General features: G+C 66.1%; 25 protein-coding genes and 1 tRNA gene. 10 read left to right on the plus strand and 16 right to left on the minus strand.

Annotated elements, in window-relative coordinates:
- Positions 1-75: 75 nt before the first annotated feature.
- The 9 genes from Mspo_RS11420 to sppA all read right to left on the minus strand — a co-directional run bounded on the left by Mspo_RS11420 (position 76) and on the right by sppA (position 5,743).
- Positions 76-231: a hypothetical protein gene (locus tag Mspo_RS11420; RefSeq protein WP_201281688.1), complete on the minus strand. Its 156-nt coding sequence runs from the start codon at positions 229-231 to the stop codon at positions 76-78.
- 147 nt (positions 232-378) lie between these two features.
- A complete protein-coding gene (locus tag Mspo_RS11425; RefSeq protein ID WP_159729836.1) occupies positions 379-1,482 on the minus strand; it encodes a site-specific integrase in 1,104 nt (367 codons plus the stop codon).
- A complete protein-coding gene (locus Mspo_RS20285; protein ID WP_159729838.1) occupies positions 1,479-1,955 on the minus strand; it encodes a helix-turn-helix domain-containing protein in 477 nt (158 codons plus the stop codon). Before Mspo_RS20285 ends, Mspo_RS11425 begins: the two co-directional genes overlap by 4 nt.
- 3 nt (positions 1,956-1,958) lie before the next feature.
- The gene (locus Mspo_RS11435; protein WP_159729840.1) at positions 1,959-2,198 is read right to left on the minus strand and encodes an AlpA family transcriptional regulator; all 240 of its coding nucleotides are present in this window, start codon (positions 2,196-2,198) and stop codon (positions 1,959-1,961) included.
- Between the two features lie 288 nt (positions 2,199-2,486).
- Complete coding sequence (locus tag Mspo_RS11440) at positions 2,487-3,698, minus strand: integrase arm-type DNA-binding domain-containing protein (RefSeq protein ID WP_159729842.1); 1,212 nt, start codon at positions 3,696-3,698, stop codon at positions 2,487-2,489.
- 163 nt (positions 3,699-3,861) lie between these two features.
- Positions 3,862-3,937, minus strand: a tRNA-Thr gene (locus Mspo_RS11445).
- A gap of 82 nt (positions 3,938-4,019) precedes the next feature.
- Positions 4,020-4,382, minus strand: coding sequence for a lipopolysaccharide assembly protein LapA domain-containing protein (locus tag Mspo_RS11450; RefSeq protein ID WP_159729844.1), 363 nt, complete (start codon positions 4,380-4,382; stop codon positions 4,020-4,022).
- 55 nt (positions 4,383-4,437) lie between these two features.
- Entirely contained in the window at positions 4,438-4,725 is a 288-nt protein-coding gene (gene ihfB, locus Mspo_RS11455; RefSeq protein WP_159729846.1) for an integration host factor subunit beta, read from the minus strand.
- Positions 4,726-4,768: 43 nt separating this feature from the next.
- Positions 4,769-5,743 (minus strand): signal peptide peptidase SppA, encoded by a 975-nt coding sequence (gene sppA, locus Mspo_RS11460; RefSeq protein WP_159729848.1) that lies wholly within the window; start codon positions 5,741-5,743, stop codon positions 4,769-4,771.
- A gap of 186 nt (positions 5,744-5,929) precedes the next feature.
- On the opposite strand from sppA, the gene Mspo_RS11465 reads away from it, so the two are divergent.
- Positions 5,930-6,508 (plus strand): hypothetical protein, encoded by a 579-nt coding sequence (locus Mspo_RS11465; protein ID WP_244613365.1) that lies wholly within the window; start codon positions 5,930-5,932, stop codon positions 6,506-6,508.
- A gap of 191 nt (positions 6,509-6,699) precedes the next feature.
- On the opposite strand, the gene Mspo_RS11470 is transcribed toward Mspo_RS11465, so the two are convergent.
- Positions 6,700-7,542, minus strand: a complete 843-nt coding sequence (locus Mspo_RS11470) for a folate-binding protein YgfZ (protein WP_159729850.1) — start codon at positions 7,540-7,542, stop codon at positions 6,700-6,702.
- Positions 7,543-7,706: 164 nt separating this feature from the next.
- Here Mspo_RS11470 and Mspo_RS11475 point away from each other — a divergent pair, with 164 nt between their 5' ends.
- Genes Mspo_RS11475 through Mspo_RS11485 form a run of 3 tightly spaced genes read left to right on the plus strand, consistent with a single transcriptional unit; the run spans position 7,707 to position 10,001 of the window.
- Entirely contained in the window at positions 7,707-9,032 is a 1,326-nt protein-coding gene (locus Mspo_RS11475; protein WP_159729851.1) for a dihydroorotase, read from the plus strand.
- Between the two features lie 47 nt (positions 9,033-9,079).
- Positions 9,080-9,322 (plus strand): hypothetical protein, encoded by a 243-nt coding sequence (locus Mspo_RS11480; protein WP_159729853.1) that lies wholly within the window; start codon positions 9,080-9,082, stop codon positions 9,320-9,322.
- Positions 9,323-9,362: 40 nt separating this feature from the next.
- Entirely contained in the window at positions 9,363-10,001 is a 639-nt protein-coding gene (locus Mspo_RS11485) for an FMN-binding negative transcriptional regulator (RefSeq protein WP_159729855.1), read from the plus strand.
- A 50-nt stretch (positions 10,002-10,051) separates the two neighbouring features.
- Here Mspo_RS11485 and Mspo_RS11490 read toward each other — a convergent pair whose 3' ends face one another.
- Positions 10,052-11,227, minus strand: coding sequence for a lytic murein transglycosylase (locus Mspo_RS11490; protein WP_159729857.1), 1,176 nt, complete (start codon positions 11,225-11,227; stop codon positions 10,052-10,054).
- 186 nt (positions 11,228-11,413) lie between these two features.
- Between Mspo_RS11490 and Mspo_RS11495 the strand changes: the two genes are divergently transcribed.
- Positions 11,414-11,887 carry a hypothetical protein gene (locus Mspo_RS11495; protein WP_159729859.1) on the plus strand — a complete coding sequence of 158 codons (474 nt, stop codon included), beginning with the start codon at positions 11,414-11,416 and terminating at the stop codon, positions 11,885-11,887.
- A 237-nt stretch (positions 11,888-12,124) separates the two neighbouring features.
- Here the strand turns inward: Mspo_RS11495 and dxs are convergent, their stop codons facing one another.
- A complete protein-coding gene (gene dxs / locus Mspo_RS11500) occupies positions 12,125-14,053 on the minus strand; it encodes a 1-deoxy-D-xylulose-5-phosphate synthase (protein WP_159729861.1) in 1,929 nt (642 codons plus the stop codon).
- Between the two features lie 446 nt (positions 14,054-14,499).
- Between dxs and Mspo_RS11505 the strand changes: the two genes are divergently transcribed.
- Positions 14,500-15,660, plus strand: coding sequence for a GNAT family N-acetyltransferase (locus Mspo_RS11505; protein WP_244613367.1), 1,161 nt, complete (start codon positions 14,500-14,502; stop codon positions 15,658-15,660).
- Between the two features lie 23 nt (positions 15,661-15,683).
- On the plus strand, positions 15,684-16,469 hold the full coding sequence (locus tag Mspo_RS11510) for a DUF72 domain-containing protein (RefSeq protein ID WP_159729865.1): 786 nt from the start codon (positions 15,684-15,686) through the stop codon (positions 16,467-16,469).
- Positions 16,470-16,580: 111 nt separating this feature from the next.
- Here Mspo_RS11510 and Mspo_RS11515 read toward each other — a convergent pair whose 3' ends face one another.
- Positions 16,581-17,141: a hypothetical protein gene (locus Mspo_RS11515; RefSeq protein ID WP_159729867.1), complete on the minus strand. Its 561-nt coding sequence runs from the start codon at positions 17,139-17,141 to the stop codon at positions 16,581-16,583.
- A 907-nt stretch (positions 17,142-18,048) separates the two neighbouring features.
- Here Mspo_RS11515 and Mspo_RS11520 point away from each other — a divergent pair.
- A complete protein-coding gene (locus Mspo_RS11520; RefSeq protein ID WP_159729868.1) occupies positions 18,049-18,741 on the plus strand; it encodes an SDR family oxidoreductase in 693 nt (230 codons plus the stop codon).
- Positions 18,742-18,763: 22 nt separating this feature from the next.
- Here the strand turns inward: Mspo_RS11520 and Mspo_RS11525 are convergent, their stop codons facing one another.
- The gene (locus tag Mspo_RS11525) at positions 18,764-20,032 is read right to left on the minus strand and encodes an alpha/beta hydrolase (protein WP_159729869.1); all 1,269 of its coding nucleotides are present in this window, start codon (positions 20,030-20,032) and stop codon (positions 18,764-18,766) included.
- Between the two features lie 204 nt (positions 20,033-20,236).
- Here Mspo_RS11525 and Mspo_RS11530 point away from each other — a divergent pair, with 204 nt between their 5' ends.
- A complete protein-coding gene (locus tag Mspo_RS11530) occupies positions 20,237-22,558 on the plus strand; it encodes a transporter substrate-binding protein (RefSeq protein WP_159729870.1) in 2,322 nt (773 codons plus the stop codon).
- Between the two features lie 98 nt (positions 22,559-22,656).
- Here Mspo_RS11530 and Mspo_RS11535 read toward each other — a convergent pair whose 3' ends face one another.
- The gene (locus tag Mspo_RS11535) at positions 22,657-23,046 is read right to left on the minus strand and encodes an HU family DNA-binding protein (RefSeq protein WP_159729872.1); all 390 of its coding nucleotides are present in this window, start codon (positions 23,044-23,046) and stop codon (positions 22,657-22,659) included.
- 138 nt (positions 23,047-23,184) lie between these two features.
- Complete coding sequence (gene fae / locus Mspo_RS11540; RefSeq protein WP_159729874.1) at positions 23,185-23,724, minus strand: formaldehyde-activating enzyme; 540 nt, start codon at positions 23,722-23,724, stop codon at positions 23,185-23,187.
- A gap of 173 nt (positions 23,725-23,897) precedes the next feature.
- Here fae and Mspo_RS11545 point away from each other — a divergent pair, with 173 nt between their 5' ends.
- On the plus strand, positions 23,898-25,271 hold the full coding sequence (locus Mspo_RS11545; protein ID WP_159729876.1) for a sorbosone dehydrogenase family protein: 1,374 nt from the start codon (positions 23,898-23,900) through the stop codon (positions 25,269-25,271).
- Positions 25,272-25,400: the final 129 nt, after the last annotated feature.

The raw sequence follows: 25,400 nt of genomic DNA on the forward strand, positions 1-25,400 counted from the left end.
CGAATCATTCTCCGATGCTTCGGAACCCCAGAATCACGCAACTGCGGCGCGAACAAGAAACTTTTGGGTCAGGTTCTAAGGCGGGTCGATGAAAATGCAGCGCACGCGGCCGGCGTAATAGGGCAAGAGCGCCTTCAGCGCCTCGAGATTGTCGCCCTGTATGAGCATGTTCGGCGTATCGACGTCTCCGGCGCTCAATGCGTCGTCGACCTCCAAGAGACGGTAAGGCACTTGCTCCGCGGCTTTGACATGCTGCTCGCGGTCCAACCATTGCAATATCGGCATATCGGCAACTTACCGTCTTGTTTTCGAACCCGAAGAGGCTGCGCGTCCCGATAGGGATTACAGCCCCTCGGCGGGGCGACGCAAGCGGCGCGGTCAGCGAGCCTCGGCTTTCAGCTCGCTTTGCACGAGGTCACGAATTTGCCGGACGAAGCCGGGCGACATGCGCGGCGGCGGGGCCGCCAACTCCCGAATAATCTCCGCCTGCCGATGCGGCGGAATCGTCCCGTAGCTGGAAAAGGTCGTGAGGCAGGACTCATGGCCGAGATTCTGCGACCATGCTTTGAACTGCTCCGCGTCGAGCCCCAAATCATAGGCCAATTGCACGAGCGTATTGCGGAAGGAATGCGGGTTGGAATAGGGCAGGCCTGCCCTCGGGAAGGCCTCCTTGAAGATCGCCCGCACAGGGTCCGCATTGGCCCAATGGACGCGGTCGAGTCCTCGCGCGGCGAATTCATGCTCGGCGCCCGGCGCGACGCGCGTCTTCGGAAAGAGCGGGTCTTCCGGCCCAAAGCCTTTTTCGCTCCGCAGAAAGCCCACCCAATCGACGACGATTTGGCGAATGCCGTCGCCGACGGGGAAGAACCAAGTGGTGAAGGTCTTGGCGCGCTTGGTGCGCACTTCGCGCGCATCCTGCTCGAGCAAATCGTGCTCGATGTCTATATGCTTCAGCTTGAAGGAGACGATGGCGCGGTCGCGCGCGCCGGTCAGAATGGCGAAGGCGACGAGCGCCCGGTCGCGGCGCTCCGGTTCCGTCGTGGCCGGCATGGCGTCCAGAACGGCGCGAATCTGCGCCAGCGTCGGGCATGGCTTGTGCCGATGCGCCGTCGCGATGCGCGCCAGATTGTCCGGCGGGTTGAAATAGTCCGCGTCGGCAGATTTGAGCCGCGATCGATATTCCGGCTCGCCGGAGAGCCATTTGAAGAAGGCCTTGAGCGCCGCGAGCGTCGAGCAGACGGTCGATGCCGACAAGGGCGCGCGGGTTCGCGCGTTGCGCTGCTCGGCGAGATGCGCCTTGAAGGCGCGCGCCTGCTCGATATGGAATTTCTTGAAATCGCGTCGTCGATTATATTCGTCGAAGCGCTCGATGGCCTTGGCGACCGCGTCGAGCGAGGCCTCGTCGCGGCCCTTGGCGTCTTTCAGAAAATGCAGATAGGCGCGCTTCATGCGCTCATTGGCGGGGCTTCGTTTCGCGGTCATAGTCCATCCTTATTGAAGTGAGCATTCGAGAGGGAGGAGCGGCTATCGTCTAGGCGTCGTTGTGCGGGCTGGCGTGCAACGTCCAAATCGCCGCTCGCCGCCGAGAGCGATGCGAACCGCGTCATGCGATTCATGAGCGCGCCGCACTCCGGGCAAAGGCCACGGAGCAGGCCGCTCGTCGCCGATCTGGGGATGTAGTCCGCCATGTCGCCGGCCGGACGCCGCGGCGCCCGACACGCCACGCAATAGATTTCGCCGGGCCGGCATGGTTGCTTTTTTGGCCTACGCGCGCCCAGGAAGGCGCGTAGGTCGCTGCCATGAATGAGATATGGTCGCTTGTCCTCGATGAGGGGAAGGCCGCAGTCGGTCCATCGTCTTACCGTGCGCTCATGCACGCCCAGAAGCGTCGCCGCTTCTGAGATTGTGTAGCTCCGATGGATTTTGACGCGGCGGACGTCGTGCCGCCCCGCCATGCGTCACCGCGGATTTTGGCAGAGCGCGTCGATATCTTCCGCTCGCCACGCCGTGATGCGCGGGCCGAGCTTCACCGGCTTGGGAAAGCGCCCGTCCTTGACGCCCGCCCACCATGTGGAGCGGCTGACGGGGATCGGCCCCTTGGGCGCGAGGATCGAAGAGAGGCGGAGAAAGCCGGTCCGGGGGAAGGGGGAGGCGGCGGTCTTTTGGCGATTGTCGCCGGAGTTCGTCGAGTTCGTCATGCTACCTTTCAACCGTTTGATTGACGGGCCGACGGGCCGACGGCTTTACTGCCATCGGCCTGCCGGGGTAGGCTCGAACCCGCTCTTTGCCGAGCACGGGTTTACAGCCCACCGAGCCGCATTGACCCTGCCAGGGGTTGGTGCGGCTCTTCTGTCTCGTGGGCGCGGGCGGACGCGATCCGTGCCACGCTTTTCGTAACAGTGATGGTCAGCATAGCACTTCACCGGACTCGGCAAGCCGTTCCGCCCGTTCTGTCCACAATTCGCTCGATGTTCTCTTTTTGGTCTTCACGCGGTGAGCGCCACGACGACGCCACCACGTCGCAATTCGTCGCAGCGCTCCGCCCACCAATCCATCATTCGGACGCGCTCGTCCCAATAGTCGGCGCGCGCATAGGCTCGGCGGACGGCGTCCGTGTCGACATGCGCCAATTGCCGTTCGATCGCGTCGACGTTCCACAGTCCGCTTTCATTCAACATAGAAGAAGCCGCGGCGCGAAAGCCGTGGCCGGTCATTTCCTCCTTTTCGAAGCCGAGCCGGCGCAACGCTGCATTGATCGTATTCTCGCTCATGCAACGGTCGGCCGAGCGGACCGAAGGGAAAAGAAAGCGGCCGTGTCCGGTGAGCGCTTTCAAATCGCGCAAGATCGCGACGGCGCGCGGCGCGAGCGGAACGCGATGCGGCCGGCGCATTTTCATCTTTTCGCCCGGTATCGACCAAACCGCCTTTTCGAGGTCGAATTCCGCCCATTCGGCCGAGCGCAGCTCGCCTGGACGGACGAACGTCAAAGCCAATAGTTCGAGCGCGGCGCAAGTCTCCGGCGCGCCGTCATAGCTCGCAATGGCGCGAAGAAGCCCGCCGAACACCTTGGGCTCGATGATGGCGGCACGATGCTGGACGATCGGTGTAGCGATGGCGCCCTTGAGCGCGCCCGTCGGATCGCCCGCGGCTCGGCCCGTGGCGACTGCGAAGCGAAACACTTGGCCGATGGTCGCGCGAAGGCGGCGCGCGGTTTCGAGCCGGCCGCGCGACTCGGCCATACGCAAGACCGCGAGGATTTCCGGCGCGGTGATTTCCGCGATTGGCCGCGCCCCGATCGTCGGACGCGCGAGGCCGAGCAACCATTCCAGCTTGTCGAGCGTGCGGTCCGCCTTCGCCTCGCGCCGCTTTTTGTCCAGCAGCTCGTCGGCGAGCGCTTCGAAGGTGTTGGCGGTGGCGGACGCCTTGGCGGCCTTGGCGACCTTTTTCTCGACCGAGGGGTCGCGGCCGTTGGCGAGTAGGCGCTTGGCGACTTCCCGCGCCTCCCGCGCTTCTTTGAGGCCGATCGAGGGGTAGACGCCGATCGCGAGAGTCTTCTGACCTCCGGCGAAGCGATAGGCCATCCGCCAACGCCTCGCGCCGTCGGGATAGACCCACAATTGAAGGCCGCCTCCATCCGAGAGCTTGAACAATGAGGCGCGGGGCTTGGCGGCTCGAATTTCGACGTCGGTGAGGGGCATGTTGGTATCCGCCGGGACAGGGTTTCGCAGAGACCAACAAAAATACCAACGATCGGGCCGGATACCAACGTGCCCCGCAGGACGGCGTTGGACGCTAAATTTCGCGTATTCGCTTGTTTTTCAGGGATTTTCGGACGTTTTCGGACGCCGCCAGACGGTGAAGTGGTGCCGCAAGAGGGATTCGAACCCCCGACCCCATCATTACGAATGATGTGCTCTACCAGCTGAGCTATTGCGGCGAGACGCGAGGCGTTCCGGCCTCGGCGTCGAGGCGTTTCTCTTAGCGGCGCCGAATGGGTTTTTCAAGCGCGACGGTCGCGTTCATCCCAGATCGTTGCGCGGCGAGCGGTTCGACGCGCCCGGCGCGGGCGAGAGGCTCGCCAGAGCCTGGCCGCGCAGCTGGTCCGCCTCGGAGCGCGCCTTTTTGGCGTCGGCGCGCGCGACCTTGGCGGCGCGGCGGTAGCGGCCATGCGCCACAAAGGACGACACGCCGCCCGCGACGACGCCGAGCGCGACGGACGCCAGAACCACCAGATAGAGCGGCGCCTCGAAGGAGGGGCCGCTCTCGCCCGCGCCCGGAAACGGATCGAGGAATATTCTCACCGGCGCGCGATTGGCCGCGGCGAAATACAGAAAGACGAGTCCGAGCGGAACGAAGACGAGGATGCGCAGAACCGATCTCATGTCACCTTACCTGTTTCGTCCGCCCGACCGTTCCACCCGGACGCCCTTCGGCGGATCAGCCGCGGGCCTCGTTCAACCGCTCGCGCATCTCCTTGCCAGTCTTGAAGAAGGGCACGGATTTCTCCTCCACCGCCACTTGCTCGCCGGTGCGAGGGTTGCGGCCGGTGCGCGCCTCTCGCCGCTTCACCGAGAAGGCGCCGAAGCCGCGCAGCTCGACCCGGTCGCCGCGGGCGAGCGCCAGGGTGATCTCGTCGAGAATCGTGCTGACGATCGTCTCGACGTCGCGCTGATAGAGATGCCCGTTGCGGGCGGCGATACGTTGGATGAGTTCGGATTTGATCATGCGACGTTCCAGTTCCACCGACGTGACCGCATCGATCGGAGCCTCAATCGGGCGCGCGAGCGTGCCAAATCGCGACCATACCGTCAAGCAGCCCCTGCTGCGCGACGACGCCCGCGCGCTCCAGCGCGTCGGCCAGCGCGGCGAGCCCCAGCGCCCGCGCGATCGACGCCATCGAATCGACGAGCCCGAGCTTCTCGAGCGTGCTCTTCTCTTTCCAATCGCGGATCGGCAGCTTCTTGGCGACGCCCTTGTTCGTCTCCAGCCATTCGATCGCTTCTCGCTCGCCGCCGAGCTTGTCGACGAGCTTCAGCGGCAGGCCCTGGCGGCCGGTGAAGACGCGGCCGTCGACGACCTTGGCGAGCTCCTCGTCGTCGAGCTTGCGGCGCGTTTTCACCAACCCTTTGAACCAATCGTATGAATCGGCGACCAGAGCGGCGATCGCCTCGCGCGCGGCCTCGCTCGTCGGCTCGAAGCCGTTGGGCGCGGCCTTCAAGGGCGAGGATTTCACCTCCTCCACCTTCACCCCCACAGTGTCGAGCAGGCGGGAGACATTGGGGAATTGAAACAGCACGCCGATCGAGCCGACGAGCGAATTGCCCGAGGCGACGATCTCGTCGGCGGCCATGGCGGCGATATAGGCGCCCGAGGCCGCGATCGTGCCGACGACGGCGACCATGGGTTTTTTCTCGGCGAGGCGGCGCAGCTCGTCATGGAGCTTCTCGGAGCCGGTCGTCGTGCCGCCGGGGCTGTCGATATTCACCACCACGGCGCTCGCATGTGATTCGCCGATCGATTTGATGAGATCGAGCGTCGCCTTGTCCCCGGTGATGAGGCCGCTGATCGAGAGGCGGGCGATATGGGGGGAGAGCTTGGCGGCCGGGCCGGGGCCGCCCTCGCCGAAGCGCGCGAAGGCCGCGAGACCGGCGAGGCCGACGGCGACAATGGCCAGAATGCGCCAATAGCCGAGCTTGCGGCGAAGGCGGCGACGATCGATCAGATATTCGTTGGGAAGCGACATGCCGGGGCTCGGGCTCGACGGGGAGGGCGCGACGCGCGCGAGACTAGCCTGTTTCGCGCCGGGAGGGAATCGGCGGGCGCGCCGAGCCCGAGGCCTCGTCGCCGGCCGCGCGGCGCGCAATTGCAAAATCGCATAAAAAATTGCAGTTTCGCCCGAGATCGGAAGCCTCGGGGGAGTATAGGGAAATTGGCCTCGTCTCGCCTTCGTTTGCGCCTCGCCGCCGCGCTCGTCATCGCGGGCGGCGCTCTTTCCGCCCCCGCTGCTCGGGCCGCCGGCTGGCATTATTACGATCCCGAGTGCCCCGTCGCGCTCGGCGCTGAAAAGGCGATGAAATTCGTCGCCATGCAGCCCAAGAAGAACATCGATCGCGTCTGCGACGTGCTGCCCGACACGGGCGCGACGGTCATCGCGCTCGACGCGCCGGACGCCGAGCTGCGCGAGATGAATTGGGACATTCGCGTCGTCCGCGACGTCGAGAGCGCCGGCGAGCCCGCCGAAGCCGACACGGTTCTGCGCCTGCCCGTGCAGAAATTCCGCAACGGCATGGTCAATTTCGACGTCGATATTCGGACGGCGGGCAAATATGCGCTCTATGCGCGGCTCGCGAGCGACGACGGCGTGAAGGCGTTCGTCGGCCGCCACCACTTCACCGTGGGGCTCATCGACAATACCGAATTATACGCCTATGTCCTTTTCGGCCTGCTGGTCGCCGGCGTCGGCGGGCGCTTCGGCTATGTCGCGCTCAAGAGGCGGCAAGCGACTTGAGGCGGGTTCGCCCTCCCAAGATAGAGGGGGGCGTCCTCCCAATATAGAAGGGCGTCATTCCCGACGCTCGCGTAGCGAGCGATCGGGAATCCAGAGCATCAGCTGTTTTTTGTGTGGTCGCTATTCCCGGTCAGGCCGTCGGCCTGCCGGGAATGACGACGCGCTCGCGGCTCAGGCGGCGCGGGCTGCGCTCAGCCCTCCACCACGGTGAATTCCAGCGCCACGCCGCCGGCGAGCGGGGTCGCGCCGCCGGCCTTGGCGTCGGCGAGCTTGTCGAGCCGGATCAGCGCCAGCCCTTCGCCGCCCACGGCCGAGCCGGTGACGCCGATCTCCACCTCGCCGGCCTTCACCGGCGTGCCGGGGGCAGGGGCCGCGCCCTCGGCGCGGAAGGTCGCGACGCGCTTTCTCACCGGGCCGCGATGCTTCATGCGCGAGACCACCTCCTGGCCGAGGAAGCAGCCCTTCTTGAAATCGACGCCGGCGAGACGATCCATATTGGCCTCATGCGGAAAGGCGTCGCCATAGACGAAATCGACGCCGCCCTCGGGCGCGGCGGCGGCGATGCGCTTGGCGTCATAGGCCGCGCGCGGGGCGGAGGCGAGGGTCGCCGCGATCTCCCGCGTGACGAGGCCGCGCCAGCCGAGGCTCTCCGCGCGAGGGTCGGGGGCGAGCGCGACAGCATCGATCTCGGGCTTGGCGGTCGCCTCCGCAAAGGCGACGCTCGCATAGTCGGCGCTGCGGTCGGTCAGCGTCGCCGCGGCGCGCAGCTTGTAGAATTTCAGCCGATCGAGCAGCGTTCCGATCATGTCGGCGGCGCAGTCGAGCAGCAGCACGGGGCCGTCCTCGCCCGCCTTCGCGAAGATGAAGAAATCGACGATGATCTTGCCCTGCGGCGTGAGCAGCGCCGCAAAGCGCAGATCGCCCGGCGCGATCGACTTCACATCCTGGGTGAGAATGCCGTGCAGGAATTTGGCGGCGTCCGGGCCCGCGACCTCGACGACGCCCCGGTTCGAGAGAAGTGTGGCGCTGGTCATGTCCGATGTGCTCCAAATGGTCGGCGAACCGGAGAGGCCGCTCGCCGCGCGAGGTGCGGGTTCCGGCCCGCTCCGATGTGCGCTAGATCGTTTTGCGAGGGCGACGCCCCGTTCGCGTCGAAATTCCGATAATCCCGGCGACACCTGCAATCGAGGCGCCAGCCATGCCCAAGACCTATGACATGATTCTCGCCGGCGGCGCCCTCGTCAATCACGACGGCATAGGCCCGCGCGACGTCGCGATCAGCGACGGCAAGATCGCCGCCATCGGCGATCTCTCGCAGGCGTCCGCCGGCGAGCGGATCGACTGCGCGGGCCTGCATATTCTGCCCGGCGTCATCGACACGCAGGTGCATTTCCGCGAGCCCGGCCCGACGCATAAGGAGGATCTCGAGACCGGGACCCGCGCCGCCGTCCTCGGCGGCGTGGTCGCGGTCTTCGAAATGCCCAACACCAAGCCGCTGACGACGGGCGCCGCCGAGCTCGCCGACAAGGTGGCGCGGGCGTCCGGCCGCGCGCATTGCGATTTCGCCTTCTGGGTCGGCGGCACGCATGAGAACGCCGAGGATATTCCCGAGCTCGAGCGCCTGCCCGGCGCGGCGGGCATAAAAGTCTTCATGGGGTCGTCCACCGGCTCGCTGCTCGTCGCCGACGATGCAGGCGTCGGCGCGATCCTCTCCAAGACGCGCCGCCGCGCCGCCTTCCACAGCGAGGACGAATATCGGCTCGAGGAGCGCAAGCCCCTGCGCGTTCCGGGCGATCCGTCCTCGCATCCGGTGTGGCGCGACGAGATCGTCGCTCTGCGCTCGACCGAGCGCCTGCTGCGCATCGCGCGCGAGAAGGGCGCGCTCGTCCATGTGCTGCATGTGTCGACGCTGGAGGAGATCGAATTCCTTTCCCGCCACAAGGACATCGCCAGCGTCGAGGCGACGCCGCATCATCTCACGCTGACGTCGCAGGATTGTCTGCGCCTCGGAACGCTGGCGCAGATGAATCCGCCGGTGCGCGACGCGCGTCATCGCGAAGGGCTGTGGCAAGGCGTCGCGCAGGGGATCGTCGATGTTCTCGGCTCCGACCATGCGCCGCACACGCTCGAGGAAAAGGCCAAGCCCTATCCGGAGAGCCCCTCGGGCATGACCGGCGTGCAGACGCTGGTTCCGACGATGCTCGATCATGTGAACGCCGGCCGGCTGACGCTCCAGCGCTTCGTGGACCTCACCAGCGCCGGGCCGGCGCGGCTCTTCGGCCTCGCCGGCAAGGGGCGCGTCGCGGTGGGCTATGACGCCGATCTCACAGTGGTCGATCTGAAGCGCCGCGAGACGATCCGCAACGCGTGGATCGCCTCGCGCTGCGGCTGGACGCCCTATGATGGCGTCGAGGTCACGGGCTGGCCGATCGGAACCTTCGTGCGCGGCGCGCGGGTGATGTGGGAAGGCGAGTTGGCGACGCCATCGCGAGGGGCGCCGATACGGTTTCAGCAGGCGTTGTGATTTGGCGATCGATTGATTTGGTCCCGCTTCCGCCTAAATTCATGTCCATGAGCGCCTTGACCATCGACACCCTCGCCGTTTCGCAGATTTTGCGCAAGCGCGGCGTCTCGGAGGAGCAGGCGATCGGCGTCGTCGAGGCTTTGCGAGAAATCGACGCCTCGCAGCTCGCGACGAAAAGCGATCTGAAAGAGACAGTTGCCGATCCGAAAGTCGATATTCTCCGCTGGCTGGTCGTGACCCGGCTCGCTCTCGGCGGCTTCATCTTCGCCGCGATCAAGTTCACGCGCTGATCGCCGCATCGCGTCGACGCAAGGGGTGAAGGCGCAAGCGATGTATCTTCCAGACATTTTTCATGAGCATGATTTCGAGACCATCGCCGCGCTGATCGAGGCGCGCCCGCTCGCCGCGCTCACGCGGCTCGAAAAGGGCGCGATCGTCGCCGATCACATTCCCTTTCTCTTCGACGCGAAGGCCAATGCGTTGAGAGCGCATGTCGCGCGCGCCAATTCTCTATGGCGCGATCTCGATCCCGCGAGCGAGGCGCTGGCGATCTTCATCGGCCTCGACCATTATGTGACGCCGTCCTGGTATGCGACGAAGCGCGAGACCGGAAAGGTCGTCCCCACCTGGAATTATGAGGCGGTCCATGTCTATGGCCGCCTGCGCGCGATCGAGGACCCGAACTGGCTGCGCGGGCTGCTCGGCGATTTGACGGCGCGTCACGAAGCGTCGCGGGCGGAGCCATGGACGCTCGAGGATGCGCCGGCCGACTTCATCGATGCGCAATTGAAAGGAATCGTCGGGATCGAGCTTGCGATCTCGCGGATCGAGGCCAAGCGCAAGCTCAGCCAAAATCGCAACGCCGCCGACCGCGCCGGCGTGATCGCGGGTCTGAAAGCCGGGGGCGGCGAGGCCGCCGAGCGAATGGCGATGGCGATAGCGACGCTCGCGCCGAAGGAGCGGACGTGAGACTGAAGCCTCGCGGTCCAGAGCGCGCGCTGGACCGCGAGGCTTCAGTCTCACCGGCTCCTCAGCGCTTCCAGCGTCCTCTTGCCCGCCCTGCCGTCCGCCTTCAGCCCGGCGCGGCCCTGGAAGTGGGCGATGGCTTCCTTCGTCTTGGCGCCGATCACGCCGTCCGGCTCGCCGACCTCATAGCCATGGCGGGCGAGCAGCGCCTGCATCTCGCGGCGCTCGGCGCGGGAGATGCCGGGGTCGTCGGTCGGCCAGGCCGTCTGAATGCCGGGGCGGCCGCGCAGCCGATCCGACAGCACGGCGATCGCCAACGCATAAGATTCGGCGGCGTTGTAGGAATAGATGGCGTCGAAGTTGTGCGTCACGAGAAAGGCCGGGCCGTTGCGGCCGGCCGGCAGCAGCAGCGCCGCCGTTCCGTCGCCGAGCGCGCCGCCGTCGAGCCGCGTGATCCCGCGCGCGCCCCAAGCGGACATGGGCTGGCGGCTCGTCCGCCCGGAGGGGCCGCTATAGCCCGATGGGACGCTCACCTCGAAGCCCCAGCGCAGGCCCGGCCGCCAGCCGGCCTTGCGCAGGAAGTTCGCCGTGCTGCCGAGCGAATCCGCCGCCGAGCTCGCGATATTGCGCCGCCCGTCGCCGTCGAGATCGACGGCCGTCGACAGGAAGGTCGAGGGCATGAATTGCGTATGGCCGAAGGCGCCGGCCCAGGAGCCGTTGAACTCCTCGGGCGCTATGTCGCCGCTCTGCAAAATCTTCAGCGCGGCGACGAATTCGCCTCTGAAATAGTCGTTGCGGCGGGGCGCCTCGCAGGCGAGCGTCGCCAGCGATTGCACGACGCCGCGCTTGCCGAAATTCTTGCCGAAATCCGATTCGACGCCCCAGACGGCGACGACGGTCGCGGGGTCGACGCCGAAGCGTTGCTCGGCCGCATGAAGGGCGGAGGCGTGCCGCCCCAGCATGGCGCGGCCTTCCCCGACGCGCTCCTCGTCCACGAGCCCGGCGATATAATCCCAGATCGGCGTCTTGAACTCGGGCTGCTTGTCCATGAAGCCCACGGCGTCATTGGGCTCGAGACCGCCGGTCGCGCTCTCGATGACGCGCTGCGAGACGCCCGCGCCCGCGGCCGCATGGCGCAGGCCCGCGAGGCAGGAGGCGAAATCGGCCCGCGCCGGCGCGGCGCAGAGCATGAGGGCGAGCATCGCCGGGAGCTTATGTATGATGTTCATGATCGGATGCTAGGAGCGGATGGTTAGCGCTTGGTTGCGGCGTTCTTCCGTTTCGGTTCATTTCGGCCGTATCGGTTCATTTCGGCGCGGAGATCGGCTAATTTATGACCCAAGCCCGCCGCAGACGGGCGGTGACGGCGCCCGGCCCGCAAAGGCGCGAGACAAACCGCGAAAGAGGAACCCTTGATGCTCTCGAGACTGCTCGCGCTGACGCTCGCCGTCGCGCCTTTGACCATCGACCGCGCCGCCGCCATCTGCTGGTTCGGCTGCCCCGATCCGACCGAGGCCCATGCGCGGCAGATTTTCGACAATCTGCTGAAGCAGCGCTTCGACAAGCCCGGCAAGGTGCTGTCCTTCAAGCAGACGATGACCGAGCGGCTGGAGATGCACGCCACCGGAGAGAAGGGCTATGAGCTCTTCTTCAATGCTTCGGTCGCGTTTCCGGAGGGCGCCAATCTCGAATGCAAGCCCGACGACGCCGGCAAGTTTCCCGAGGGCTGCTCGGCGAGCAAGCATTATGTGACCGCGCCGCGCAGCAGCGATCCCAAGGGCAAGCAATATGTGGCCCCGGGCTCGACGATCAATTTCGACGAGGAATATCGCTTCTACGCCGAAGGCGACGGCTGGAAAGGCCCCGACGGCAACGTCTACAAGCAGTGAGCGCGACTCCTTCTCCCGCCTGCGGGAGAAGGTGGCCCCGCGAAGCGGGGTCGGATGAGGGCGCGTCGTGAAGGGGCGAGCCTTTATCGAAATCTCGCAAACAAAATTCGCGCATCGAGGGCCGGGAATCGACGCGATCTGAGTTTCGGGCCGGCCCGAAGGGCCCTCATCCTCGCCGACGCGAGGGCCGCCTTCTCCCACGAGTTGGAGAAGGAGTCGCGCTCGAGAGATTCGGATTTACGCGATCAGCGCCCGCGCGGCGGCGCGCTCGTCGCCGAGCGCCTCCAGCGCCTTGGCCACTATGGCGCGGGCGTCGAGGCCGGCGCGGGCCAGCATCACATCCTGCTTGTCGTGGTCGAGATAGAGGTCGGGCAGGATCATCGCGCGGAATTTGAACGCGCCGCGGGCGCCGTCCAGCGCGCCATGCTCCGACAGGACCCGGAACGCCTGCGTTCCGAAGCCGCCGATCGAGCCCTCCTCGATCGTGATGAGCACTTCGTGATTGGCGGCGAGCCGCAGCAAGAGATCGCGGTCGATCGGCTTGGCGAAGCGCGCGTCGGCGACCGTGGTCGAAATGCCTCGGCTCGAGAGCTCCTTCGCCGCCGTGAGCGAATCGGCGAGCCGCGTGCCGAGCGAGAGGATCGCCACTTTCGAGCCTTCGCGGAGGATGCGGCCGCGGCCGATCTCCAATATGTCGCCGCGCTCGGGCAGCTCGACGCCGAGGCCCTCGCCGCGCGGATAGCGGAAGGCGATCGGCCCTTCGTCGAAGGCGACGGAGGTCGCGACCATATGGACGAGCTCGGCCTCGTCCGCGGGCGCCATCATCACCATGCCGGGCAGACAGCCGAGATAGGCGATGTCGAAAGCGCCCGCATGGGTCGCCCCGTCGGCGCCGACGAGGCCGGCGCGGTCGATGGCGAAGCGCACCGGCAGATGCTGGATCGCCACGTCATGGACGAGCTGGTCGTAGCCGCGCTGCAGAAAGGTGGAGTAGAGGGCGCAGAACGGCTTATAGCCCTCGCAGGCGAGGCCGGCGGCGAAGGTCACGGCGTGCTGCTCGGCGATGGCCACATCGAACATGCGGTCCGGAAAGGCCTTCTCGAAAAGGTCGAGGCCGGTGCCGGCCGGCATCGCCGCTGTGACGGCGACGATCTTGTCGTCGCGCTCCGCCTCGGCGACGAGGCTCTTGGCGAAGACGCTCGTATAGGAGGGCGCGTTGGCCTTGGGCTTGTCCTGCGCGCCGGTCAGCACGTCGAAACGATTGACGCCGTGATAGCGATCCGCCGCAGCCTCGGCCGGGCCATAGCCCTTGCCCTTCTGCGTCACCACATGAACGAGCACCGGACCATCGTCCTTGTCGCGGACATTGGTGAGAACCGGCAGGAGATGCTCGAGATTGTGCCCGTCGATCGGCCCGACATAATAGAAGCCGAGCTCCTCGAACAAAGTGCCGCCGGTGATGAAGCTGCGCGAGAACTCCTCCGCCTTGCGCGCCTTGTCATAGAGGAAATGCGGCAGATGGCGGGCGAGCTGCTTGGCCGTCTCGCGCAGAGTGCGGAAGGCGCCGCCGGAGACGAGCCGGGCGAGATAGGCCGACATGGCGCCGGTCGGCGGCGCGATCGACATGTCATTGTCGTTGAGAATGACGATGAGCCGCGAATCGAGCGCGCCGGCGTTGTTCATCGCCTCATAGGCCATGCCGGCCGAAATGGCGCTGTCGCCGATGACGGCGACGACGTGATTGGAGCCGCCGGCGAGATCGCGGGCGACCGCCATGCCGAGGCCGGCCGAAATGGAGGTGGAGGAATGGCCGGCGCCGAAGGCGTCATAGTCGCTCTCGGCGCGCTTGGTGAAGCCGGAGAGCCCCTTGCCCTGGCGCAGCGTGCGAATGCGGTCGCGGCGGCCGGTCAGGATCTTGTGCGGATAGGTCTGATGGCCGACGTCCCAGACGATTCTGTCGTCGGGCGTGTCGAAGACATAATGCAGCGCGACGGTGAGCTCGACGACGCCGAGCCCGGCGCCGAGATGGCCGCCGGTGACGGAGACGGCGTCTATCGTCTCGCGGCGCAATTCGTCGGCGAGCTGGCGTAGCTGGCTCGGCTGCAATTTGCGCAGATCCTGCGGCGTTTCGATCCGGTCGAGAAGGGGTGTCTTCGAAGTCGTCAAAGCGCCAACTCTGGTCTTAACGGGCCGAAAGGACTCGACCGCAGGTGAACTCATATAGCGGGTCCGCCACATCCGGCAAATGCCGGACCTCGGCAGTATCACTCTGGCACGGGAGGAAGCGCGCGCGCAACCGCGCAGGAGCACGGGCTCTCTCCCGATCCCCTTGATCCCCAAATATTTATCTACGCTGTGACAAATTTCCCACAGCGGCGCCCGTCGCGGATGGGCCCGCGGCTTGGCCCGCGGCTTGGCCTCGCTCTTGAAACGCTCCCGACGCGTCCGCGCGATTCGTCTCGCAATGGCGTGCGACCTGCGCGAAACTGAGAAGCGACGAGGGGCGAAGCATGGCCACCGCGCCATTTTGGATCAATCGGGCGGCGTATCTGGGAAGCCTTTCCGGCCCTGCGAATGCTTCCGAGCAGAGCGCGGGCGGCCGCGAAGGCGTCATGACGAACGGGTTGCTGGAGACCGAGGCGCTCGGCGTCGAGCGGATGAGCGAGCACGTCCGCGACTGGGCCGATCTCGTCGAGCGCGCCGCCGAGCCCAACGGCTTCCTCGAGCCGGGCTTCGCGCTTCCCGCGGCGCGCCATTTTCCGGCGAGGTCGCGTCCGCTCTTCGTCCTCGTCTGGAAGCGGATGGGCGTGGCCGGCGCGCGCCGTCTCGTCGCGCTGTTTCCGATCGTCGCCCCCGGCTTCTCGCTCGGCGCGGCGACGGCGCGCGGCTGGCTGCACAAGCAGGCCGCGCTGGCGACGCCTCTGCTCGACCGCGACTGCGCCGAGGAGGCGGCCGCGGCGATCCTCGACTGGTGCGCCAGCGCGCGCTCCGGCGCGGGCGCGGCGCTCATTCCCAAGACGCCGATGAGCGGGCCGGTCTTCGCCGCCTTCACCCGCGCCGCGCGCGCCACGGGGCGCGACTGGCGCGTGCTCGATCGCCATGAGCGCGCGGCGCTCCTCTCCGGCGGCGATCCGGAGGAGGTCTGGACGCGCATGAGCTCGCGCAAGGCGCTGAGCGAGATGCGCCGCCGCCGCCGCCGGCTCGAAGAGGCCGGCGAATTGAAACGCGTCGTCTATTCGACGCCGGCCGAGATTCCGCGCGCCACCGAGGATTTTCTCGCGCTCGAGGCGAGCGGCTGGAAGGCCCAGCGCGGCGCGCTGCTCGGCCATCCCTCGCTCGCCACTTTCGTGCGCAGCGCGACGCGGCTTCTCGCGCGCGAGGGCAAGATTCGCATCCACAGCCTCGAGCTCGCCGGCAAGCCGATCGCCATGGGCGTCGTCATAGAGAGCGGCTCCCGCTCCTATTTCTGGAAGATCGCCTATGACGAGAGCCTGCGCGCGCAGGCGCCCGGCGTGCAGCTCGTCTACGCCATCACCGAGACGCAGACCGAGCGCGAGGATGTGGCGTTGACCGATTCCTGCGCCATCGCCGGCCACTATATGATCGAGCGCTGCTGGCCCGATCGCCTCGTGGTCTGCGACCTGATGGTGCAGTCGAAGACGCACGGCGCCACGCAATTCGCCGAGGCGCACGCCAAGGAGGTCTGGCGGCGGCGTCTGCGCATGGCGGCGAAGACGCTCTATCATCGCCTGCTGAGCCGCAAGGGACGGTGAGCGGCCGCGACGGAGGCCTCGACATGATCCGGGTCGGCATAGGCGGCTGGAGCTTCGCGCCCTGGCGCGGGCTCTTCTATCCGAAAGGGCTGCCCGGCGCAGAGGAGCTCTCCTATGCGAGCCGCCATGTGACGGCGATCGAGATCAATTCCACCTTCTATCGCACGCAATCGCGCGAGAGCTTCGTGAAATGGCGCGAGGCGACCCCCGATGATTTCATTTTCTCGGTGAAGGCGCATCGCGCCGCCGTCAACGCGAGCGCGCTCGCCGAGACGAGCGACAGAATCGAGCATTTTCTCGCGAGCGGCGTGCTGGAGCTCTCCGACAAGCTCGGCCCCATCCTCTGGCAGCTCGCGCCCTATAAGCGCTTCCACGCCGAGGAGATAGCGGCCTTTCTGAAGCTCTTGCCGAAGAAACGCGGCGCGCGCCGTCTGCGACACGCGCTCGAGGTCCGCCACGAGAGCTTTCTCCACGAGAAATTCATCGCGCTGCTGCGTGAGGCGAATGTCGCCGCCGTCTTCGCCGATTCGGACGATTATCCGGCGATCGCCGACGCTACGGCGGATTTCGTTTATGCGCGTCTGCAGCGCACGCGCGAGAATTGCGCGACGGGCTATGAGGCGAAGGATCTCGATCTCTGGGCGAAGCGAGCGCGCGCCTGGGAGAAGGGCGAGACGCCCGCCGATCTGCCGCATCTCGCCGCGCCTGCGAAGAAAAGCGCGCGCGACGTCTTCGTCTTCATGATCGCCGGCGCCAAGCAACGCGCGCCCGCGGCGGCGGAAGCGCTCATCGCGCGGCTGCGGGCTTGATCGCGCGGCGGGGGCGTCGGGGCGGGCAGAATGCCGCGCGACAAGAAGAGACAACCTCTGACACGGAGCCGCCAAAGGTTGTCGCCACGCCTGAGATGATCAAGGCTGGCCTCAAGGTTTATCTGGATTGGCTTCCTGACGACGCGCCTCCTGCTCTAGATGAGGCGGCAATGGTAGCGGATGTCTTTCGTGCCATGTTTTCACGGCTTCCCTGACTCTAATGGCTAGGGCTGTCCCTTGGTTCGCAAGTGAGCCGATTTTGTCAGCGATGGATTTTAGATGGCCTGGGGCAGTCGGCTTAAACGCCATATCCATAGAGCCTTGATTTCGTATGTTGATCTTCATAATTTTGTTTGTATGTGGGTCTGTCGTCCACATGCTGTGAACGGCCTCGTTGCGCTCTTTGGCCATTCCTTTGACATGCCCCATGTATGCCGCAAGGTCTCGAAACGTGTCCTTATCGTCGCATAGCTTTATAGCTGCGAGAGAATTGATGAGGTCGCGCCGATGCCGGTAGTCGAGCGCGGCGGATACGATCACGGTTGTCGCATGATCTGTCTCGATCAGTTCCGCTAGAATCATCGCTAGGCTGAATTCGAGAATTGCCCAATTCATAGTGATAAGACCTAGGGCCGCTTGGAGAGACGAGTTATCGGTGTCGGGGGCTGACATTGGCGATTATCCAGGGAAACAAAATCAGAAGCCTTTTGAGCGTATGAACTCCACACTCAAGCAGATGCTCAAGGCGCCGCCGGTGCCACATAAGCAAAACGAAAACGCGGATCGGAAGCGTAAGGAAGAGAGCCCGGCGCTTGCATCGGGCTCAAAAGGTTAACCGATCATTGGCGATTGCATGGTGGGTTCAGACCATGACGGAGATCGGTCTCGATTCGCAGGCGTTCGGCGTTCCCGCCTTCGACGACGCGGGTGCAGATGTGTGTGGCCCCATGAGCGCGTATGCTATCCCATCTATGATGGGACTTAAGCTCATCGGAGAGACGACGGGCAAAGTTGTCCGTCTCGCCGACATATTTCGCATACCAAAGGCCGCCGGCCAGAGTGCAGAAGACATAGACCCCAGGCAGTTCAAAGTAATTTGTCCCAATTGGATGAAGCCAGAAAGCGTATGACGCGCCACTGGCGCCTTTCCAGTTGACATACGGATTCTGATTGACCTGTGGGTTTGGTAGGATAGACATATGCGGGAACCTTTATATGAGGTTTCTGGGTCGGTCCCGCTCCCTTGGTTTCCTAGGCCGTGTGGGAGCGGGGCCGAATCGCGAAAGATTCGCGACACCCCAGTCTTATATGCAATGCCGCCGATATTTCGGTCACGATTTGTTCTCGCTCCCGTTATTCACAATTACACTGCGTTTTTTTCTCCATCGCAGAAACGTGCGAGCCACCTGTTTGGCGCGTTCGCCGCTTCGCTTTGTCAAGTATTTAATTTGGCGCAATAACTAATTTTCGAAATTTGATAATTTTATGGCGAGCCGACGTTCTTGTCGCCACAGGGACGGCCTGACGGCGGGCGAAACGGCGCTATATTCTCCCTCCAAATGAATTCGGGGAGCGGCCGATGGCGGAGCATTGGTTCATTTCCGGCGCCAATAAGGGCATAGGCCATGGGCTCGCGACGCTGCTCGCCGCCCGCGGCGACGACGTCACCGCCTCGGTGCGCAGCGAGGAGGCGCGCGCGCGTTTGCAGGAGGATGTCGCGCGCCATCGCGCGCGCTTCTCGATCCTTCTCTTCGACCAGCGCGACGAGGCGGCGATCCGAGCCGCGGCGCGCGAGCTGATCGAGCCTCTCGACGTGCTCGTCTGCAACGCCGGCGCCTATGGGCCGCAGCGCCAATCGACCCTGGACATGGATTTCGCCGGCGCGCTCGATCTCTTCGACGCCAATGCGCTGGGGCCCTTGCGGCTCGTCCAGGCCTTTCTGCCGGCCCTGCTGCGCGCCGACAATCCGCGCATCGCGCTGATGTCGAGCGGGCTCGGCTCCATGGCGACCGAGGGCGCGACCAATATCGCCTATCGCGCCGCCAAGGCGGCGCTGAACAAGATCGCCCAGGGCCTCGCTCACGATCTGAAGCGCGAGCGCGTCACCGTCGTCGCGCTCAATCCCGGCTGGGTGCGCACAGATATGGGCGGGAAGAACGCCGATCTCACGATCGAGGAGAGCGCCGTCGGCCTCATAGAGACGATCGACGCGCTGACCATCGACGACACGGGCCGTTTCATCGATTATCGCGGCCGCGACGTTTCTTGGTGAATTCCGCCGCCTCGGCGCCGGCTCAGCGCAGCGGCCGCGCGACGACATCGGCGCCGGCGGCCGCCGTGTCGCTCATCTGCTCGCCGAGGCGCTGCAGCTGATCGCCGAGATTTTCGCGCGTGCGCGGATCGACGACGGCGAAAGGCGTCGAGACGGCGACGCTCGCCGCCGTCCCCACCGCGGAAGCCGCTCCCGTCGCCACCTGACCGAGCCGCTCGCCCACCCCGCTCTGATTGTCGGCGAGCGTCTGGCCCTGGGCCAGCCGCGCGCCGATCGAGCGCACCACTTCCGGCGATTGCGCGAATGTGCCATGGCCGAGCGGGTCGGAGGATTTCACATCGGTCAGATCGACGACGGTGAAGCGGCGCTTCGCCAGAGTGTCCTCGAAGGGCTCCTTGCCGGGATCGATCGCGCCGAGCCGCACCTTGTCGCCCCACACGCGGCGGGAGGCGGCGAGCGCCTCGTCCTCGCGCGAGACGAAGAGAGTGAAGATGGCGCGATGCTCGTCGATCTCGGCGATCTGCCGCGTGAACACGTCGTAATCGACATCCGGCGCCGCGAGCATCACATTCGCGATCTTGCGTGGGAGGCCATGGTCGCGGATCGCCATTTGGCGCAAGGCTTCCAGCGTCACCCAATTGCCCATGGAGTGGGCGAGGATCGAAATCTCGCCGACCGACGGATCTTTGGCGAGCATACGTAGCACATGCTCCAGCGCGTCGCGCGAATAGCTCGCGCTCTCATGGTCGTAGCCATAGGCGAGCAGCTTGCCGCGCGACGGCCAGGTGAACAGCACCGGCAGCGCATTCGTGCCGGAATCATGCACGATCTGCGCGAAGCGATAGACCGCCTCGGAAAAGAGCGTGTTGAAGCCATGGACGAAGACCAGCGCCTGACGTTTCGGCGTCTTGACGATGCGCGCGTCGAAACGGCGCGCCGCCTCCTGCTGGCCGAGCGGATCGGCGCGCAGCGTGACGAATTCGCGGGCCGGGTCGCCGGGCAGAGCGGCGGGCCATTGCACATCGCCGATCTGGCGCGCGCCGTCCGGCGGAATGGAGATCGCTATATCGGCGAAGGCGAGGCCTTTTCCACGCTCGCCGGTGAAGAGATCGCCGGGCTCCGCGCCCATTGCGCTGCGTGTCGTGGCGACGAGCAATTCGACGCGGCTCGTCCCGGCCGCCTGCGGCTGCGGGGTCAGCACGCCATGCGGACGTCCGCCACAGCCGCCCGCCGCGAAAGCGAGACACAAAGCGAGAAACGGAACGCGCAATCGTTTCGACAAATCACTCATTCGGCAAAGCTCCCGATCCCGGAATAAACCGCCGAGGAAGAGGAGTCACGCGCTTACCGCGCCCTCCGCTTTCTGCGGCGCCGAAAATGTCGGCGCCTTTTGCCGACAATCGAGGCGGGGAAAGCGCATGGCGGAAACAGGTTGGTAACGGTGTGTGACGAAATTAATAGCGCATTTCCAGACCCATATCGAAGCGTGCGAGCCATGGCGGACAATTCGGCCGTGAATCTTCCCTGCGTCTCCCTTCTCGCGGCGACCGTTTCGGCGGCCTTCGCGCCCCTCGTCGTCGTCTGGGCGAGCGGCGATTTGCGCGTCGCCGTCGCGGCGGCGGCTCTCGCCGCGCTCGCTGCGGCCGTCGCGATCGAACGCCGTTTGTCGCCGCAGATCGCGGCGCTGGAGACGATCGCGGCGGGCGACCGCTACGCCGGCTTTCCGCGCCGGGGCGGCGCCCTGTCGGCGCGGCTCGGGCGCATCGCCGAGGAGATGCGCCGCGCGCTGATCGCCGCCGACGCGCTCGCCGTCGCCGAGCGCAGCCGCCAGGCGGAGCAATCGATCCGCGAGGCCGGCCGCGCCTTTTTCACGCAGCGGCTGCGCGGCTGCGCCGCCGAGGCGGAAGGCGCGCTCGGCGCCGCGAGCGAGATGGCGCAGGCCGCCGCCGGAGAACTCGCCGCCTGCAAAGGCGACATGCTTCGCCGCCTGTCCGCGGCGACATCCGCGGCCATGACGGCCGCGCAGGATGTCGACGGCCTGGCGATGGCGGCGCGCAACGCCCTCGACGAACTCGCCGCGCGCTCCTCCCGGCAGGTCGCCGCCGCGCGCGAGGCGGCCGACCGCACCGCCGCCGATCTCGCGCGCGCGGAGGAGATCGTGCGCGGCCTCGCCGCCGCGGCGGGCCGCATCGACGCGGTGAGCAAGCTCATTCAAGCGATCGCCGGCCAGACCTCGCTGCTCGCCCTCAACGCCGCCATAGAGGCGGCGCGCGCCGGCGAGAGCGGACGCGGCTTCGCCGTGGTGGCGAGCGAGGTGAAGACGCTCGCCAATCAGACGTCGCGCGCCGCCGCCGACATAGAGACGCAGATCGACGCCATCCATGCGGCGGTGGAGGAGACGGTCGCCGCGATCGCCGAAGTGTCGTCGAGCGTCGAGGCGGTCGCCGGCGTCAATCGCGACCTCGCCGACACTCTGAGCCGGGAGGCGGCCGAGCTCGATCGCATCGGCGCGCGCGCGGCTTGCGTCGCCCGCGGCGTCGGCGAGGCGCTGCCCGATGTCGGCGGCGTCGTGGCGCAGGCGGAGACGGCCGGCCGCTCGGCGCTCTCGACCGCCGAAACGCTTCTTTGCCGCTCGCGAAGTCTCGTCGGCGCCGTCGAGCGCTATTTCGCCGATCTCGAGAATGGCGCGATCCGCGTCGGAATATTGCACTCGCTCTCCGGCACGATGACGAGCAGCGAGCGCCCGCTGCAGGAGCTCTTGGCGATGCTCGTCGAGCGCTGCAACGCGCAGGGCGGACTGCTCGGACGGCCGCTCGAGGCGGTGATCATGGATCCGCGCTCCGATCCGAAGCTCTACGCCGAGCAGGCGCGCGTCCTCTTGGAGGAGCGCGGCGTCGCGGCGATCTTCGGCTGCTGGACCTCCGCCTCGCGCAAGGCCGCGCTTCCGGTGGTCGAAAAAGCGAGAGGGCTTCTCTTCTATCCGAGCCAATATGAGGGCGAGGAGCGTTCGCCCAATATCGTCTACGCCGGCGGCGCGCCGAGCCAGACGGCGATTCCAGCGGTGGATTTTCTGAGCGGCCTCGGCGCGCGGCGCTTTCTGCTCATCGGCAATGACGACGTCTATCCGCGCGTGACCAACGCCATTTTGCGCGCCTATCTCGCCGAAAAGGGCGTCGGCGGGAACGATGTCGTCGAAATCTATGCGCCGTCCGGCCTCGAGGATTGGAGCGCGATCGCTAGGGAAATTCGCCGTTTCGCCGCGCGTCCCGGCGCGGCGATCGTCTCGACGGTGAGCGGCGACGCCAATCTGCGCTTCTTCGGCGCGCTGCCGGGGCTCGTTTCCGTCACGCCCTGCATGTCGCTCTCGATCGGCGAGGCCGAGCTGCCGGCGCTCGCTCATTGCGACATGGACGGCCTCTATGTCGCCTGGAACTATCTCCATGCGATCGACTGTCCGGAAAATCACGGCTTCGTGGAGCAATGGCGCCGCTACAAGAATTCGCCCGACGCGACGACCAATGACGCGATGGAGGCGACCTATGTCGGCTTCGAGCTGTGGCGCGCCGCCGTGGCCGCGGCCGGCTCGGTCGATATCGAGGCCGTGCGCCGCGCGCTGCCGCTGCATAGTGTGCGCGCGCCGAGCGGCTTCGCGCTGCGGCTCGACGCCGAGACGCAGCATTTGCACAAGCCGGCCTTCGTCGGCCGCGTCGGGCGCGGCCGCATATCGCCGGTCTGGGTCGGGGAAGGTTTGATCGCGCCGCAGCCCTGGAGCCCGTGGCTCACGAAAAATCGGGCCGGAAAGGCGAGGGCCGTCTGACGATCGCGCAACAAAAATGCGAGCCCGAAGGCTCGCGGTCCAAGGCGCGCGCCTTTGGACCGCGAGCCTTCGGGCTCGCTATCGAATACCAGAAGAAATCAGGGAGCCGCGGCCGTCTTCAGCTTGGAGAGGGCGCGGATCTTCACGCGCACGCTCGCGGGCTTGGCGGCGGCCTTGACCATCTCGCCGGTCGCCGGATTGCGCACCAGAGTGCCGGCCTTGCGCGCCGGAACCTTGCGCAGCGACACTTTCAAGAGGCCCGGCAGGGTGAACTCGCCGACGCCGCGCGGATGCACCGAGCCGAGGAACACTTCCTCGAGCGTGGCGTAGACCGAAGCGGCCGTCTTGCGCGGAATCTCGTTCTGCTCGGCGAGCAGATTGATCAGGGCGGACTTGGTCAAGCTCTCCTTCACCGGACGAACCGCAGCGGCTTCGGGCTTCTTGGCCTTCTTGGCCGCCGCAGGCTTGTCGCTCTTCGCCTTGGCCATCGCAAATCTCCCCTCGAATCGAAATGAGACGCGCCATTTTTTCAAGACGCGCCACAGTGAGGATTCGTTTGCTAACGCTTCGAGGCGTGATTCGCAATCGTCGCAGCGATTCATTTTTGCTGCGCGGACTGCGCAAAATCACGCGTCGAACACGCCTTCCAGCGCATAATGCGTCACCGTCTTGCGGTTGGCGACGAGCTCGTCGATCGTCGGCTCGCCCTTGATCGCGCGGGAAATGGCGAGCTTCGTCGCCTCGTAATTGGTGCGATAGAGGTCGCGCTTGTCGAGATTGGGATCGGTCGCGCAGCGCGGATCGAGCCAGACCATGATGATCATGACGAGATCATTCACCTGATCTTTCGGAATGATTCCCTCCGAGACCGCATCGACGATGGCGTCGCCCGTGGCCGCCTGCACGACGCCGCCGAGCAGCTCCACATAGTCGTTGGAGCGCACCGTCATCTTGGTCGTCATCATGGTGGCGGGGCGGACCTGCTGATTGAGGTCGCGAATGACGAACATGCGCGGATGGCCCGCGACCTGCCCCGTCATGGACGCGAAAGCCGTTCCCACCGGACCCTTCACGCTGCCGATCAGCACTTCCGGCATGGCGTCGGTATATTGCCCGTCCGCCGCCAGAACCGTCGCCTCTCCCGTCGCCAGCCAGATCTCGCTCATAGTCGTTTTTCCTTCCATTCGTGGAGGCGGTCGAATAGCACCGGCGCAAGTCCGCCGGAAGAGGCGCGCCCGTCTGTCAAAGGCCGCGCCGCGGCGCGAAATTGCTAATAATTCGATCTTCTAAATGCGATTTAGTCGGTTAGAATGCGGGAATATTTCGAGAGAGGCCGCCCATGAAGCGTTTCGCCCCGACACTTCTCCTCGCCGGCGCCTGCGCCGGCCTCGCCTTCGCGCAATCGGAGCCGGCGCGAAGGCTGATCGGCCGCGCCGCATTCAGCGACTGGCGGAAGGACGCGCCCGGCGCGTGGCGCAAGATCACGCCGACGGACCTGCCCGCGCCGCTCGCCAGCGAGCCGACCGCCTCGCGCTCGCAGGTGGTCCCGCGCCCCGAGGGCGCCGCGCCGAAGACGCTCGACGGTTTTTCGGCGGAGGTCTTCGCCTCCGGCCTCGAGGGGCCGCGCGTCATTCGCGTCGCGCCCAACGGCGATATTTTCGTCTCCGAGAGCGTCGGCGGCCGCTTGCGCATCTTCCGCCTCGAGGATGGGAAGGTCGCGCCGGCCTCATCCCATGTCTTCGCCTCTGAACTCGAGCGCCCCTATGGGATAGAATTCTATCCGCCGGGGCCGGAGCCGCGCTTCGTCTATGTCGGCGCGCCGACGAAAGTGCTGCGCTTCCCTTATAAGAACGGCGATCTGAAAGCCTCCGGCCCGGCCGAGATCGTCGCCCGGCTGCCCGGCGCCGAGGGCGGCCATTGGACGCGCGATCTCGTCTTCTCGCGCGACGGCAAGACGCTCTATGTCGCCGTCGGCTCCAAGACCAATGTCGCCGAGGGCCATCCGCGCCCCTCGGCGGCGGAGGTCGCAGAGCTCGAAAAGGAGCATGGCCTCGGCGCGAGCGCGGGCGCCGAACTCGAGCGCGCGACCGTGCTCGCCATCGATCCCGAGGGGGGAAGCCGGCGCAATGTCGCCAATGGGCTGCGCAATTGCTCCGGCCTGCAATTGCGGCCGAACAGCGACGAGCTCTGGTGCGTCGTCAATGAGCGCGACATGCTCGGCGACGATTTGCCGCCAGACTATGCGACGCGCGTGAAAGAGGGCGGCTTCTACGGCTGGCCCTGGCATTACATCGGCGCGCATGAGGACCCGCGCCACGCCGGCGAGCGGCCCGATCTCGGCGATAAGATCACGGTTCCGGATGTGCTGTTCCAGCCCCATTCCGCGCCGCTCGGCATCGCCTTCTATGACGGCGGGCAGTTCCCGGCGGACTATAGGGGCGACGCCTTTGTCGCTCTGCACGGCTCCTGGAACCGCGCCAAGCGCACCGGCTACAAAGTGGTGCGGCTCTCCTTCGAGGACGGCGTTCCGACCGGGGAATATCAGGATTTTCTGACCGGCTTCGTCGTCGTCGACGCGCGCGTCTGGGGCCGCCCGGTCGATGTCGCCGTCGCGCGCGACGGCTCTCTGCTGGTCAGCGAGGACGGCAATGGAACGATCTGGCGCGTGTCCTATAGCGGCGCGGCCGAGTCTGCGCGCGCCTCCGAAAAGTGAGCCGAAACGGCCGCGCTCGACGAGGTTCAGTGCTGGGCGCGCTCCTTATGTCCGGCCCGGGCGCGCGCCTGGGCTTCCACGGGCAAGCTGGTCCGGTCGATGTAGCCGGGCTGGTATTCGCCGCACCAA

This window comes from Methylosinus sp. Ce-a6 (assembly GCF_009811655.1).
Lineage (GTDB): Bacteria > Pseudomonadota > Alphaproteobacteria > Rhizobiales > Beijerinckiaceae > Methylosinus.